We start from the raw sequence: 14,185 nt of genomic DNA on the forward strand, positions 1-14,185 counted from the left end.
GCGCCCCGCCGTCGTTGTTCAACCGGGAAGGATCCCTGGCCTAGGCCTTCTTGAGCTGGCGGGCCCGCAGGAGCGGGGCGAAGAACTCGGCCAGCTCCGCGGTCGCCGTCAGCGGCAGGATGTTGGCCACGTACTGATCCGGACGGACCACCACGACCACGCCGCCGCGGTCGAGGCCGCGCGCTTCGAAGATGTCCTCATCCTTGGCAACGCCGAAGACCTTCTCGAGGTTGGTCAGCTGGAACGGTCCGACCTGGGGCTTGAACACGTCGGGCACCGCACTGATGTCGACGTTTTCGTGCTTCTGCTGGTAGACCACCTTCACATCGAACCACGCGTCGAGGTCCGCGCCCTCCGGGGTAGCCGCGAGCGGCGAGTCCGGGGCGTTCTTCAGCCACTCGGCAAAGTCGGCGACCGGCGAGGCTGCTCCGGCCTGCGCCTGGTCGGCGAAGACATAGATGCGCCAGCGGCCGTCGGCGGTGGCCAAGTGTCCGAGGTGGAGCGGGTTCGTGTCGCAGACGCGTGAGACCCTGGCGGACTTGAAACGCTTGCCGACGGGGAACCCGGTGGCGAGGTCCTGGTGGACCCGCTCGCCGGTGAGGATCGAGGGCGCGTACTCGGTCATGAAGCCCGCAGGGAACTCGGCGGTGCGGACGTAGAAGTCCTCAAGCTCGGAGGGGGAGTTGAACTCTTCGGGCTTCTTCGCCATCAACGTCGACCATTCCTTGTCGAAGTCGATGAGGTTCTTCGCCACAACCTGGCGCTCGGCCGAGTAGGTGGACAGCAGGCTCTCCGGAGCGCGGCCTTCCAGCACATGCCCGAGCTTCCACGCGAGGTTGAAGCCGTCCTGCATGGACACGTTCATGCCCTGGCCGGCCTTGGCGCTGTGGGTGTGGCAGGCGTCGCCGGTGATGAAGACGCGCGGGGTCCGGGTGCCGAGGTCCTCAAGGCGCACGTCGTCGAACCTGTCGGTGAGGCGGTGGCCCACCTCGTAAACACTGTGCCAGGCGACGTTCTTCACGTCGAGGGTGTAGGGAGTCAGGATCTCGTTGGCCTTCGCGATGATCTGCTCGATGGAGGTCTTGCGCACCGCACCCTTGTCGTTCTCGGGCACCACGCCGAGATCGACGTACATCCGGAAGAGGTAGCCGCCTTCGCGGGGGATCAGCAGGATGGAACCGCCGTCATGCGACTGGATGGCGCACTTGGTGCGGATGTCCGGGAAGTCGGTGTTGGCCAGGACATCCATGACGCCCCACGCATGGTTGGCCGCGTCTCCGGCGACGGTGCAACCGATGGAGGCACGGACCTTGCTGCGGGCGCCGTCGCAGCCGACAACGTACTTGGCGTGTACAACGCGCTCCTGGCCTTCGTCCGGGCCCGCGCTGCGTACCAGGGTGACCTTAACGGGGTAGTCGCCCTCGTCGGTGACCTCCAAGGTGCTGAACTCCCAGCCGTAATCGGGCTTCAGGCGTGCCGGGGAGTTGTGGGCAAACTCGGCGAAGTAGTCCAGCACGCGGGCCTGGTTGACGATCAGGTGCCGGAATTCGCTGACGCCATGCTCGTCGTCGAGCGCGCGGCCGCCGCGGACGATGTGCTTGGGGTTCTCCGTGTCCGGGCGCCAGAAGTTCATCTCCGTGAGCCAGTAAGCCTCGGCGGTGATCTCCTCGGCGAAGCCGAAGGCCTGGAAAGTCTCGACGCTGCGGGCCTGGATACCGTCCGCCTGGCCGAGTTCCAGCCGTCCGCCGCGACGTTCGACCAGGCGCGTGTTGATGTTCGGGAACTGGGCGAGCTGGGCGGCGGCGAGCATGCCTGCCGGCCCGGAGCCCACAATGAGGACGTCGACCTCGTCCGGCAGTTCGGCGGGGCGATCGATGCCGACGCCGGCAGCCGGCTGGACTTTCGGGTCACCTGAAACGTAACCGTGGTGGTGAAACTGCACGGGCTTTCCTCACTTCGTTGTGCCGTTGCCGGCCTGTCGTGTTCGATATTAGAACGTTGCGCTCGATAATCGAATAGCTTTTGGTCTAAATACTGTAAGGCAAACATGACGTAGGTAACAACTACTGTTTCGTCCAAAGGGCGAATGCGGGGTAGTGTCCGCGACTCGCTACTCGGTGCGTAGGCCGGGGAGACCGGCCGCGTCATTCTGCAGGGCAGAAATAGCTGGGCCCGGCAATGGCGCGCGTCTTAGGTTCAGGGGAGGCAATACCTTGACGACGAAGCAGGAGCACCATGCAGTTTTACCTAGACGGCTACCGTCCCGGCGACCCCGAATTCCGGCCAGCTGCCTCAGGCATGGAACGCCGCAGCGACCAGCTTCCGGAGGAAGTGGACGTCCTGGTTGTTGGAACCGGTCCGGCCGGAGCCGTGCTGGCCGCCCAGCTGTCGGAGTTCCCGGGTGTCAAGACCATGGTGGTAGAGCGCCGCGGCGGTCCGCTTGAGCTCGGGCAGGCCGACGGCGTTGCTTGCCGCACGGTGGAAATGTTCAACGCGTTCGGTCTGGCCGAGAAGCTGGTACGCGAGGCGTACTGGGTCAACGAAACAGTGTTCTGGCGGCCCGGCGAGCAGGACCGCAGCGGGATTGTCCGCAGCGGCCGGGTGCAGGATGTGGCCGACGGGCTCTCCGAGTACCCGCACGTCATCGTCAACCAGGCCCGCATGCAGGACTACCTGCTCGAGCACATGGCCAAGTCGCCGAGCCGGCTGGAACCGCACTACGGCCTGGAGGTGACCGACGTCGTCGTTCATCCTGACGGTGAGTACCCGGTGCAGGCGACGATGCTGCAGACCAATAACGACGGCGGGACCCGGGAGGTCACGGTCCGCGCCAAATATGTGGTCGGCTGCGACGGCGCGCGCAGTGCCGTGCGGAAGTCGATCGGCGTGGAGCTCAAGGGCGATGCACGGAACCACGCGTGGGGCGTCATGGACGTCCTCGCGGTCACGGACTTCCCGGATGTCCGGTTCAAGGCCGCCATCCAGTCCGCCAGCGGCGGCAACATCCTGCTGATCCCGCGCGAGGGCGGCTACCTGGTCCGGCTGTATGTGGACCTGGGCGATCTGGAGCCGGGGGACCGTGACGCCCGCAAGCGCTTCACGCAGGAGAAGGTCATCGAGACCGCGCAGAACGTCCTGCACCCCTACTCGCTGGAGGTGAAGGACACCGCTTGGTGGTCCGTCTACGAAGTGGGCCAGCGGATCGCCGACCGGTTCGACGACGTGCTGCCGGAGGAGCGCGGCACCCGCAGCCCGCGGGTCTTCATCGCCGGCGACGCCTGCCACACGCATAGCGCCAAGGCCGGCCAGGGCATGAACGTCTCCATGCAGGACGGCTTCAACCTGGGCTGGAAGCTTGCCGCGGTGCTCGAGGGGCGCAGCCCGGAGTCGCTGCTGGACACCTATACCGAGGAGCGCCAGGCCGTGGCGCGGGAACTCATTGACTTCGACCTGCTGTGGTCCTCGGCCATGGGGGCCAAGCCGAAGGATCCGGACAACCCGGACGACCAGGGGATGGACCCGGCCGAGGTGCAGCGGATCTTCACCGAGGGCGGCCGCTTCACTGCCGGCTTCGCCACCGACTACCAGCCGTCCATGATCACCGGCGAGGACTCCTACGAGTACCTGGCCAAGGGCTTCCCGGTCGGCGAGCGGTTCCATTCGGCTCCGGTCATCCGCTTGGCCGACGCCAAACCGCTGGGGCTGGGACACGTGGCGCAGGCCGACGGCCGCTGGCGGATCTACGCCTTCGCGGACAGCGCCGCTCCGCAGGCCAAGAATTCCCGCTTCGCCCGGCTGTTCCGGTTCCTCGCCGAGTCGGAGGACTCACCGGTCCGCCGCTTCACACCTAAGGGAGCCGACCCGGATGCCATATTCGATATCCGCGCGGTCTTCCAGCAGGGCCACCGGGACCTAGACGTCAGCGTGGTGCCGGAGCTGCTGCTCCCGAAGAAGGGCCCGTTCGGCCTGGCCGACTACGAAAAGGTCTTCACCCCGGACCTGAAGTCCGGCGAAGATATCTTCGATCTGCGCGGCATCGACCGCCAGCAGGGGGCCTTGGTGGTGGTCCGCCCGGACCAGTACGTGGCGCACGTCCTGCCGCTGGACGCACACCAGGAACTGGCGTCCTTCTTCGCGGGGGTTATGCGCGGATAACGTAGGCGACGGGCCTATCGCTTGAACCGACGGATGTGGAACGAGCGTGCAGGGCAGACTTAGACATGCAGGGTGGGCCGGTAGATGAGCTCCTGGATGTTGCCGTCGAGTGTCCGGCTCTCGATCAGTTCGAGGTCGAAGTCGGCCGCACCTTGGAAGATCGGCTCCAGCCCGGTCTGACCGGTGATCACAGGGAAGAGCGTCACCTGGACACGGTCGACCAGGCCGGCGGCCATTAGCGCCCGGTTCATCGACAAGCTGCCGTGGGAGCGCAACGGCACCTTGGATTCCTCCTTGAGCCGGGCCACGACGTCGACGGCGTCACCGCTCACGACGGTAGCGTCCGGCCAGTCGAGGGGATCCGCCAGCGTGGTCGACACCACGGTTGCCGGCAGGCTCCTCATCCGTGTGACCCATGGATCACGCACCTCGGACTCCTCGGTGCTCGAGGCCAGCATCCGCGCGAACGCCCGGTACGTGTTGGCTCCGAAGACCATCCGCTGCTCCGCGTCATACACGTCGAGGCGGTGACCGAGCAGCTCCGGGCCTTGCTTGCCCCAGTAGCCGGTCCAGTTGCCGCTGGCGGCGCCGAAGCCGTCGACGCTGGAAAAGACGTCGAAGGTGTAGGTAGCGGTCATGATGTTCTCCTCGAATCGGTCAACGATCTGCTTCTTATTGTGATCCAGAATCATGCTTAGCCAGCGAACGCTTCCCTCAGCTTCACGCTCACGGCACGCGCAGCCGGAGCCAACACTGACAAGACAGGTTCCACGGCGAAACCTTCGGAGGGAACGACGACGGCGAGGGATGCTACCGCTTGGCCGTACGGGCCCAGTACAGGCACGGCGACCGCCGTCGAATCCTCGTGGATGTAACCGCGGGTGACCGCGTGGCCTTCCTGCCTGACTCTGGCCAGCCGGTTCTTGAAGTCTGCGTTGCTGACCTGCGGTTCAAGGGCGAAGTGCTGCCGGGGGAGGGCCAGGAGCTGGCTGAGTTCCTCGGGGCTGGCGCTGGCCGCGAGGACCAGCCCGCTGGACGTCGCGTACCAAGGGATGCGGCCGCCAACGGCAGTGAAGTTGATGGCCGACTCAGGCGCCGACAACCGTTCGAGGTAGAGCACTTCGCCGCCCTGAAGGATACCCAGTTGGGCGTGCTGTTGCAGCCGGTCCCGCACCTGCTCCAAATAGGGAAATGCTGTTTCGCGCAAGCCGAAAACCCCGGGCGCACGGACAGCGACCTCCCACAACCTGACACCCAGGATGAGTTCACGGCCGCGGCGCTCAAGCAGGCCCAGCTCCACAAGTTCGGCGACGATCCCGTGTGCGGTAGCCATCGGCAGCTCGGCGCGCGCCGCAACCTGCGTCAGCGTGAGTTCATTGCGGGACGGGTCGAACGCTTCCAGCACGCGGACCGCGCGGGAGAGCGCAGACTTCCCGCCCGAAGATCTGGCCATGCTATTCCTTATTTTTCGTTTGATGCGAAATTCTCGTCGCGACTGACGTGACTCACATCATACTTTCGGAAGAGATCGTTCCCTTCCGAAAGGCCGGACATGACCATCACCTCTGCGACGACGTCGCTGGACCTGCCCACCGCTGATTGGCTGGATCCGGCCGAGCTGGCTCGCGATCCGTACCCCAGTTACGAGCGTTTGCGGCGGGAGGCGCCGGTTGCCTGGTCGCCCGCGGTCAAGAAGGTCCTCATCTCGAGTTTTGAGGGGTGTTCCTTCGGCGAGCAGCATCCCGAGATTTTCTCCTCCAGTGTCTCCGGCGGAACCCTGGTCCGGGCCATGGGCGGCCGGCCACTGATCCGCAAGGACGATCCGGAGCACGCGGCGGAGCGCTCGCCGATGAACCGGACGCTGCGGCCCAAACAGATCATGGAGGTCTGGACGGAGCGGTTTGAAACCAACGCCCGGGAGTACCTCGAGCGTATGATCTCTTCCGCCAACGGGGCCGCGGATCTGAACACCGACTACGCCGTCCCCGCGGCCGCGAAGAACCTGTGCGACATGGTGGGCATGCCCCAGGTGGACCCGCTGGAGCTGGCGCGTTGGTCCACTGACTTCATTGCCGGAACCGGAAACGTGCTGGACCGGCAGGAAATCTGGGACCGGTGCGAGCGTTCCCGCCAGGAATGCGACGCTGCGCTGGACGAGACCATTGCCCGCCTCCGCCGTCAGCCGGATCCCTCGATCACCTCCATGCTGCTTGAAGGCGGGATGGCCGAGGATCAGGTCCGCAACAACGTCAAGCTCACCATCTCCGGCGGCATGAATGAACCGCAGCACATGATCACCAACATGGTGTGGCTGCTTGAGCGTGCCCCGGAGCAGAAAGCGGAGGTGCTGGCGCGGCCCGAGCTGTGGAAGCAGGTCTTCACCGAGGCCGTGCGCTACTTCTCGCCTATCGGGATGATCACCCGCCAGACAACGTCCGACGTCGAACTCCACGGTGTCACCATTCCGGGCGGTACACAGATCGGCATGATTCTGGCCTCCGCCAACCGCGATGCCGACCGGTTCCGGAACCCCGATGCCTTCGACATCCACCGGGACGGCGGAACCAATCTGGCTTTCGGTAGCGGAGTGCATCAGTGCGCCGGAAAATGGGCCGCGCAGAAAGCCATCGGTGAGATCGCGGTGCCGATGTTGTACCGGGAGCTGCCGGGGCTCCGCCAGGACCCGGAGCGCGCAGAGACCTGGGGCGGCTGGGTTTTCCGCGGCATGACCAGCCTCCCTGTCATTTGGTAATCAACCCTCCCTATCCGAAGGACGATGATGTCTTCACCAAGTTCCACTCCCATCCAAACCGACCGGTCCACCATCCGTGACCGTCGTCGTGTCATCTTTTCCAGCTATCTGGGCACCACGATCGAGTTCTACGACTTCCTGCTCTACGCCACAGCTTCTGCCGTTGTCTTCGGGCCGGTCTTCTTCTCCGGGCTTGAACCGTGGGCCGGCGTCGTCGCTGCCTACGGAACATTCGCGGCCGGCTACGTCGCCCGCCCGCTGGGCGGGATTGTGTTCGGGCACTTCGGCGACCGCGTGGGTCGCAAGAAGCTGCTGGTCCTGTCCATGCTCATCATGGGACTGGCCTCCACGGCCATCGGCCTAGTGCCGAGCCCGGACCTGATCGGTGCCTGGGCTGCCGTGCTGCTGGTGCTGCTGCGCGTGATCCAGGGAATCGCCATCGGCGGCGAGTGGGGCGGCGCCGCGCTGATGGCATTGGAGCATGCTGACCCGAAGACCCGCGGCTTTGCGGCGTCGTTCACCAACGCCGGGGCGCCGACAGGCTCCGTCCTCGGACTGCTGGTTATGAGCGCCTTCTCGTCCCTGCCGCAGGAAGCATTCCTGTCCTGGGGCTGGCGGGTGCCTTTCCTGCTCTCCTTCGTACTGCTGCTCGTTGGGCTCTATGTCCGCTCCCGGGTCTCCGAGAGCCCGGTCTTCGAACAGGCAATGGCCAAGCTTGATGAGAAAGCCGCCCTCACCAAGGACACGCGGCGGACCGTCCCGCTGCTGCAGGTGCTGCGCCGTCCAGGCCTGCTCGTGACGGTCATTCTTGCCGCCACGTCCGCGTTCGCGTTGCAGACCCTGCTGTCCACCTTCGCGATCTCCTACACAGTGTCAACCGGCGTGCCACGCTCCGAAGTTATGCTGGCCTTCGCCGGCGCCGGCATCATCAGCATCGCCACCACCTTGCTGATGGGTAAGCTCTCCGACCGGCTGGGACGCAAACCGCTGATGATCGCGGGAAACATCCTGTTCATTCTCGTCCTGCCCGCCGTTTTCGGACTGCTGTCCAGCGGAAGCCTCGGACTGATCTTCCTCGCCTTCACCCTGGGCATCGTGACGCAGACCGTCCTTTACGGACCGATGGCCGCCTTCATCGCGGAGCGGTTCGGCACCTCGTCGCGCTACACCGGCGCTTCCATGGGCTACCAGATCGCCACGCTCCTGGGCGCAGGCTTCACCCCGATCGTGCTGGCGAACCTGTACGTGGGCGGGGAATCCACGCTTCCGGTCATCATCTACCTGTCCGTCATTGCCCTGGTCAGCCTGGTTACCGTGGCCTTCATGCCAGAGTCGAACCAGCGGAGCCTGTCCGAGGACGAGGCGGGCAGCCCGGTTCATTCCGACACCGTAGAGCCCGCGCAGCGCTGAAAATACGAGGAGAAGATCATGGCAAAAGTTACCTTCAACCACGGTGACGGCTCGGTGGATGTACTCGACGTTGACCCGGGAACCTCGCTGATGCGCGCGGCGGTGACCAACGGCGTCGCCGGGATCGTCGGTGAATGCGGCGGCCAGGCGATGTGCGCCACCTGCCACGTCTATGTCCGCCCCGAATACCTCGAGGGTCTACCGGAAGTCAGCGCCGACGAGGACGAGATGCTGGAGTGCACCGCGGAGCCGCGTGACGACCCCCGGTCCCGGCTGGGCTGCCAGATCCAGGTAGGGCCGGAGCTGGAAGAAATTGCCGTCGACGTGCCGGACAACCAGACCTGACCCTTCGAATAAGTAAAGAGAGCGAACGACGACGGCGAGGGCCCGCTCAGGTGAGCGCTCGCCGTCGTATTTTCGCTGCCATCGTCCTTCAGCGGGTAAGCAGCTCCCCGAGCGGGCCGTTGGGAAGATGGATCCAGCCTTCGTGGCGTGCTGCTTCGAGGTGTTCGTCGCCCGGTCGAAGTGTTGCTCCAATGAGTGTGGCGCGGGTCGTCAGGGATGCGATGAGGGAATCCAGCAGGTCATCCGACGCAATCAAGGCATCCCGATGCGGTCCGAGCTTGAGCCAGGGCGCAGCTTCTTCCAGTTGCTCCAGAATGAGGTGGCGGATCTTTGATTCGGGTGTTCCCTTACCTTTGTACTTGCGTGCTTCGACGCGCCACAGTTTGAGGGAAGCCGCCGGATAGACCTCCATGAGCCGGCCCGATCCATCAAGAGGTTGGTATCCGTGTTCCTTGGCAATCTTGGCTTGGATGACCGCGCAGCGCATGGCGGGATGGGCCAGCCGATCTGCCGAAACACTTAGCGGAATCAAGCCGGTGATGCTCGTGACGAACCGGTCGCAGTCCCGATAGGCGAGGAGGCGGCGGCCAGCAATGCCATCGTGCTGGAGCACGGAACCCGCGTCACGGTGCAGATGGCCTGTGAGAAAAGGCAGCAGCGCTTGCGGCCAGCCCACCGGGCAGTCAACGCCGGTGGCATCGGCTTCGGTAAAGAGGTCAACGACATCCTCGTCGGTGACGCCGAGCTGCAGGTGGGTCAGCCGCGCGGCATCCGGTACCCAGTCGAGGACGGCCGCAGCGGTTTTCTTCGGATCTGCGGCAAGGTCGATACCGAGGGTCTTCATGCGCCTACTCTATTGGTGGCCCGTAGAAGCAGTGCTGGCCGGGCAAGTGATGGATCCACAACCAGGGGAGGACGCTTGAGTGAGTGACGCCGCTGACTTCGTGGACGCTGCTCTCCAGCGTGAATCATCGTGGGAACGGGCCGAGTACTGGGAGCGGCGGTTCGGCGACAGCCTGAGTTACTACGGGGCGTCGGTAGGTGCGGTGCGCGGAACGATCCGCGACGCCGGACGGCGTTACCCGAAGCTGTCGCACGACGAGATCACCGCCCTGAGCTCCGAGCTGTGGGCGGTGCCCGTGTTCGAGCGCCGCCTCGCCGTCGTCGTTTTGTTGCAATCCAACCTCCGGCTGCTGGACAATTCGGACCTCACCCGGCTGGAGGGCTTTGTGCGCTCAGCCCGGATACCTGCTCTGGTCGATCCGCTCGCCATGGACGTCATCGGCCCGATGATCGAGGGGCTGGAGGCACCGCGACGTGTCCGTGCGGATGCGGTGCTGGACCGCTGGGCGGAGGACGACGACGTGTGGCTGCGTCGCGCTGTCGTGCTCTCGCCGTTGCGGGCTCTCCGGAAGGGCGGAGGGGACTGGAACAGGTTCGCCCGACGCGCGAAGGTCCTGCTTGAACAGTCCCGGGGCGCTGGCGTGGAAGGCGAAGTTGTTCGCGAAGCCGTCGCCCTGGTGCTGGCCGAGGTGGCGGAAACCAGGCCGGAGCTTCAGCTGCCGCCGTAACCGCTGGCCGCGGTGCTCCCCGCCTTGGCCGGGTCACATTTTTGATGGAACCGAAGCGGCAGCGGGTATAAGATCAGGCCTCATCGGGCCGGAAGGCCGGTCCGTCCCGGCGCTTCGGCCGGGGCAGGCCGAAGTTTGCCGGGCTGAGCAGGAAGGCCAGCCATGGATCACGTTCGGGCCCTCGAGCAGTCGATGAACCCCTACCCCCACTACGAAGCGATGCGTGAAACCGCGCCGGTCTTCCATGATGAGCGGACCGGCATCTGGCAAGTTTTCAAGTACGACGACGTGCACCGCGTCCTGTCCGAGCACGCCACGTTTTCTTCCCAGCGGCCCGACGACGATCAGTCGGAAACGGGCCGCCTGTTTGCGGCCAGCCTGATCAACACGGATCCGCCGCGGCACCGGAAGTTGCGCTCGCTGGTCAGTCAGGCGTTCACGCCCAAGGCGGTGGAAGCGCTGGCCCCGCGCATCGCGGAGATTACCGAGGAGTTGCTGGACGGTTTCGCCTCGGCTGGCACGGCCGATCTGGTCAAGGAGTTCGCCTATCCGCTGCCGGTGATCGTGATCGCCGAACTGATGGGCATACCGGCCGAAGACCGGGACCGCTTCAAGCTGTGGTCAGATGCGATCGTCAGCACAGTCACGGGCGATGAGGGGGAATCCGGGCATGCACTCCACGGGGAGATGGTCGAGTATTTCCTGAGCATGATCGAACAGCGACGGCGTACCCCGGGGCACGACCTGATCAGCGCCTTGCTGGCGGCCGAAATCGACGGGCAGCAACTGACCGTCCCCGAACTGCTCGGCTTCTGCGCCCTGCTCCTCGTGGCCGGCAACGAAACGACTACCAACCTGATCGGCAACGCCGTCCTGACCTTCACCGAACATCCCGGCACCGTGGAGCGGCTGCTGGCCGAACCGGAACTGCTGCCGCACGCGATCGAGGAGGTGCTGCGCTACCGCTCCCCGGTCCAGGCCATGTACCGGGCAGCTGCCGCTGACACCCTGCTGGGGGACCAGCGCATTCCGGCCGGATCCGTGCTCATCGCCTGGATCGGTTCGGCCAACCGCGACCCGCGGCAGTTCGAAAGGGCTGAAGAGTACGACGTCGACCGCCCGCCATTCCACCACCTCGCCTTCGGGCAGGGGGTCCATTTTTGCCTCGGCGCACCGCTTGCCCGGTTGGAGGCCAGAATCGCGCTGCAGGCGATGCTCTCCCGCCTGCCCGGGCTCACAGTGTTGCCTGAGCCGCCGCTGGAACGGGTGGACAGCACCATTGTCTTTGGCCCGAAGCAGCTCTCGATCTCCTGGCAGCAGGCGTGATTTACCGCCCGCTGTCGCGAGCAGGCCGGCCGGTCATGTCCTAGTCCTAGCGCAGTGCCTGCCATGAGATGCTGCTCTACGCCGTCGGCCGGATGTTCTGGTTGGATTGGAATGTGTTGGCTGGATCGTAAATGGCTTTGACCGCGGCCAGACGATCGTAGTTCGCCCCGTAGGCGGCCCTCACCCGATCGTCTCCTTCTTCGCCCAGATCGTTAACGTAGACGCCGTGTGATGCAAAAGGTTCCATCGCATTGAAGAGCGCGCGGGTCCATGCGACGTTGCTCTCCGTTTCCGCAGGATCGGCCCATTGGGAAAGGATGAGTAGCTCGCTCTGCGACTTGCGGTGCGGGAACGCGGTGGCCGAGGGATCGACCCGCGCGGCTGCACCATGGAGTTGCTGCATACCGATGCCACTTGCAGGTGACGGCATCTCGGCCGCAAAGTGGAGCAGAACATCGACGGCCTCGTCGGTGAGTCCGGTGAAGAAGCTCGATTTCCAATAGTGGTACCGTTCCGGCGGAAAACCTGCATCGTGAGAGCTCTGCAGCGTGCAATAGTCCATCGGCATGACCGCATCAGTGTTCGGGCCGAGACTGCGCAGCGGCCGGAGCGCGGAATTAACCTCGTCGGGCTCGCCGCACCAGCAGAGGCCCACTCCAAAGACGGGGCGGCCCAAATCGTCACGACCAAGACTGGCCGACATCGAGAGTTCGTCGGGGCAAGAGGCTGCGAATTCGGGATAGAACTGCAGAACCTCCTTCGTCCGCTCGGCTGGAAATGAGAGCCCTCCGGCCATGACTTGTCCGACTGGATGCAGACTGTACGTAAAGGAGGTCACCACGCCGAAGTTGCCGCCTCCTCCGCGAATGGCCCAGTGGAGGTCTGCATGATTATCGGGGCTTGCCGTCAGGAACCCGCCGTCCGAAGTCACGATGTCGGCGGAGAGCACGTTGTCACACGCGAGACCGTAGCAACCGTTGATCCAGCCGATGCCGCCGCCGAGAGTCAATCCAGCGATGCCAGTTACGGAAACGACCCCTAGCGGCGTGGCCAGTCCATATACCTGAGTGGCGCGGTCGAGTTCGGCCAGGAGGGCTCCGGCAGCTGCTTGCGCGGTCCGCTTATCTGCATCGACTCGGATGCTCCTCATGCCAGAGCAATCCAGCATCACCCCGCCGTCCAGGACTGCGCTCCCTGCTACATTGTGGCCGCCTCCTTTAACGGAGACAGGGAGGTCGTTTTCCCGGGCGAAGGACACCGCAAGGCGAATATCGTCGGCGTCAGCTGGGCGGACGATCAAGGCTGGTCGGCGGTCGACCATCGCGTTGAAGACCTTACGTGCGACGTCGTAACCGTTTTCTCCGGAACGGAATAGCTGACCATGGAGAGCCGAATTCAGCTTGTTAACTGCCGCCGGATTGAGCGGCGAAGGGGTCTGGATGGGCATATTACCGCACCTTCCGTGATCCGGACGTCGGCGCCTCATTGAGAGCTCAGCACACCCGTGATATCTCTAGATGCCTTGAGGGTACGCTCTCTACTCCTACTGTCAATATGGGCACGAATGATGCAAAATCCTACGACGGGAGCACACCAAAGTGGGCCAAAAGCAACAGCCGGGCACCGCCGTCGTTATTTGACGGAAAACGGTGCCCGGCTGCTTGGGTCCTGAGCGCTACTGCTGCGGCAGTTCCTGGACAATGAGGAACATGGCACCGGTGGGGTCGGTCAGGGTGGCGACGCGGCCGAAGGGGGTGTCTGCTGCCGGTTGGACCACCTGGCCGCCGAGTGCGGTTGTCTTCTCGATCGCGGCGTCGGTGTTTTCCACGGCGAAGTAGATGCGCCAGTGGGCCGGGATGCTTTCGGGGAGGAACGCGCTGACATCCATGATGCCCGCCTTGGCGTTTTCGCCCGCGCCGAGGGTGGTGTATTTGAACTCGTCGGTGTCGCTCATGACGTCCGTGTCCCAGCCGAAGACGTCCTGGTAGAACTTCACGGTGGCGGGGTAGTCGCGCGTGAAGATTTCGTGCCAGGCCGGCGAACCCGGTTCGGCCGCGAGCTGGAAGCCGGTGTGGCCGCCGAATTCCCAAACACCGACGGCGGCGCCTCCAGCATCGCTAATCATCGCCATTTTGCCCTGCTCGGGAACCTCCATCGGCGGCACGAAGATCTGGCCGCCGTTGCTGGCTGCGGCCTGGGTGGTGGCGTCGACGTTGTCCACGCGCAGGTAGGTTGTCCAGACATCCGGGTAGCCGGACTGACCGTCGTTCTTCATCAGGCCGGCGACGGACTGGCCGTTCTTGAAGGCCGTGATGTAGCCGCCGTACTTTTCCTCATCACCGGTCTCATAGGTCCAGCCGAAGAGTTCGGTGTAGAAATTTTTGGCCTTTTCCGGCTCCGAGGTCATCAGGTCGATCCAGCACGGCGCTCCGAGGGTGATATCGGGCTTGGGCATAGCGGTTCTCCTATCGATGGTGTGGAGATGGCAACAGGTGGAGTCTATGCGCGACGCTGACAAGCGGCAATGGATGCTAGCGATGGTTCGCGCGAGTATGCGCCCCGACGGGCCGACTAACGGAGTGACGTGCCGGACTGGCAGTCCGGCACGTCACTCCGCGCCATTGTG

12 protein-coding genes are annotated in these 14,185 nt (G+C 64.6%); 6 read left to right on the top strand and 6 right to left on the bottom strand.

Features of this window, described 5'->3' with window-relative positions:
• Positions 1-40 precede the first annotated feature (40 nt).
• Positions 41-1,942, bottom strand: a complete 1,902-nt coding sequence (locus J5251_RS06015; RefSeq protein ID WP_208575499.1) for an FAD-binding monooxygenase — start codon at positions 1,940-1,942, stop codon at positions 41-43.
• A gap of 293 nt (positions 1,943-2,235) precedes the next feature.
• On the opposite strand from J5251_RS06015, the gene J5251_RS06020 reads away from it, so the two are divergent.
• Positions 2,236-4,155 (top strand): FAD-binding monooxygenase, encoded by a 1,920-nt coding sequence (locus J5251_RS06020; protein ID WP_208575500.1) that lies wholly within the window; start codon positions 2,236-2,238, stop codon positions 4,153-4,155.
• Between the two features lie 59 nt (positions 4,156-4,214).
• Here J5251_RS06020 and J5251_RS06025 read toward each other — a convergent pair whose 3' ends face one another.
• Positions 4,215-4,793 (bottom strand): dihydrofolate reductase family protein, encoded by a 579-nt coding sequence (locus J5251_RS06025; RefSeq protein ID WP_208575501.1) that lies wholly within the window; start codon positions 4,791-4,793, stop codon positions 4,215-4,217.
• A 56-nt stretch (positions 4,794-4,849) separates the two neighbouring features.
• Positions 4,850-5,608 carry an IclR family transcriptional regulator gene (locus J5251_RS06030; protein ID WP_208575502.1) on the bottom strand — a complete coding sequence of 253 codons (759 nt, stop codon included), beginning with the start codon at positions 5,606-5,608 and terminating at the stop codon, positions 4,850-4,852.
• Positions 5,609-5,707: 99 nt separating this feature from the next.
• Here J5251_RS06030 and J5251_RS06035 point away from each other — a divergent pair, with 99 nt between their 5' ends.
• From J5251_RS06035 to J5251_RS06045, 3 genes are read left to right on the top strand one after another with little or no spacing between them, the layout of a single operon-like run.
• A complete protein-coding gene (locus tag J5251_RS06035; RefSeq protein ID WP_208575503.1) occupies positions 5,708-6,907 on the top strand; it encodes a cytochrome P450 in 1,200 nt (399 codons plus the stop codon).
• A gap of 27 nt (positions 6,908-6,934) precedes the next feature.
• Complete coding sequence (locus J5251_RS06040) at positions 6,935-8,317, top strand: MFS transporter (protein WP_208575504.1); 1,383 nt, start codon at positions 6,935-6,937, stop codon at positions 8,315-8,317.
• Between the two features lie 18 nt (positions 8,318-8,335).
• Positions 8,336-8,662 carry a 2Fe-2S iron-sulfur cluster-binding protein gene (locus tag J5251_RS06045; RefSeq protein WP_208575505.1) on the top strand — a complete coding sequence of 109 codons (327 nt, stop codon included), beginning with the start codon at positions 8,336-8,338 and terminating at the stop codon, positions 8,660-8,662.
• 88 nt (positions 8,663-8,750) lie between these two features.
• On the opposite strand, the gene J5251_RS06050 is transcribed toward J5251_RS06045, so the two are convergent.
• Positions 8,751-9,506 carry a DUF429 domain-containing protein gene (locus J5251_RS06050; RefSeq protein ID WP_208575506.1) on the bottom strand — a complete coding sequence of 252 codons (756 nt, stop codon included), beginning with the start codon at positions 9,504-9,506 and terminating at the stop codon, positions 8,751-8,753.
• Between the two features lie 79 nt (positions 9,507-9,585).
• Between J5251_RS06050 and J5251_RS06055 the strand changes: the two genes are divergently transcribed.
• Both J5251_RS06055 and J5251_RS06060 read left to right on the top strand, forming a co-directional pair.
• Positions 9,586-10,233, top strand: coding sequence for a DNA alkylation repair protein (locus J5251_RS06055; RefSeq protein WP_208575507.1), 648 nt, complete (start codon positions 9,586-9,588; stop codon positions 10,231-10,233).
• 162 nt (positions 10,234-10,395) lie between these two features.
• The gene (locus J5251_RS06060; protein WP_208575508.1) at positions 10,396-11,559 is read left to right on the top strand and encodes a cytochrome P450; all 1,164 of its coding nucleotides are present in this window, start codon (positions 10,396-10,398) and stop codon (positions 11,557-11,559) included.
• Between the two features lie 76 nt (positions 11,560-11,635).
• Here J5251_RS06060 and J5251_RS06065 read toward each other — a convergent pair whose 3' ends face one another.
• Together J5251_RS06065 and J5251_RS06070 are read right to left on the bottom strand one after the other, a co-directional pair.
• On the bottom strand, positions 11,636-13,006 hold the full coding sequence (locus tag J5251_RS06065) for an FAD-binding oxidoreductase (protein ID WP_208575509.1): 1,371 nt from the start codon (positions 13,004-13,006) through the stop codon (positions 11,636-11,638).
• Between the two features lie 228 nt (positions 13,007-13,234).
• Entirely contained in the window at positions 13,235-14,014 is a 780-nt protein-coding gene (locus J5251_RS06070) for a VOC family protein (RefSeq protein WP_208575510.1), read from the bottom strand.
• Positions 14,015-14,185: the final 171 nt, after the last annotated feature.

The sequence above is a fragment of the Arthrobacter crystallopoietes genome, from assembly GCF_017603825.1.
Classification (GTDB): Bacteria; Actinomycetota; Actinomycetes; order Actinomycetales; family Micrococcaceae; genus Crystallibacter; species Crystallibacter crystallopoietes_B.

Coding starts and splice junctions, on each gene's coding strand:
- J5251_RS06045 (WP_208575505.1), top strand. CDS start 8,336: ATGGCAAAAGTTACCTTCAACCACGGTGACGGCTCGGTGGATGTACTC.
- J5251_RS06030 (WP_208575502.1), bottom strand. CDS start 5,608: ATGGCCAGATCTTCGGGCGGGAAGTCTGCGCTCTCCCGCGCGGTCCGC.
- J5251_RS06070 (WP_208575510.1), bottom strand. CDS start 14,014: ATGCCCAAGCCCGATATCACCCTCGGAGCGCCGTGCTGGATCGACCTG.
- J5251_RS06065 (WP_208575509.1), bottom strand. CDS start 13,006: ATGCCCATCCAGACCCCTTCGCCGCTCAATCCGGCGGCAGTTAACAAG.
- J5251_RS06040 (WP_208575504.1), top strand. CDS start 6,935: ATGTCTTCACCAAGTTCCACTCCCATCCAAACCGACCGGTCCACCATC.
- J5251_RS06060 (WP_208575508.1), top strand. CDS start 10,396: ATGGATCACGTTCGGGCCCTCGAGCAGTCGATGAACCCCTACCCCCAC.
- J5251_RS06050 (WP_208575506.1), bottom strand. CDS start 9,506: ATGAAGACCCTCGGTATCGACCTTGCCGCAGATCCGAAGAAAACCGCT.
- J5251_RS06020 (WP_208575500.1), top strand. CDS start 2,236: ATGCAGTTTTACCTAGACGGCTACCGTCCCGGCGACCCCGAATTCCGG.
- J5251_RS06025 (WP_208575501.1), bottom strand. CDS start 4,793: ATGACCGCTACCTACACCTTCGACGTCTTTTCCAGCGTCGACGGCTTC.
- J5251_RS06035 (WP_208575503.1), top strand. CDS start 5,708: ATGACCATCACCTCTGCGACGACGTCGCTGGACCTGCCCACCGCTGAT.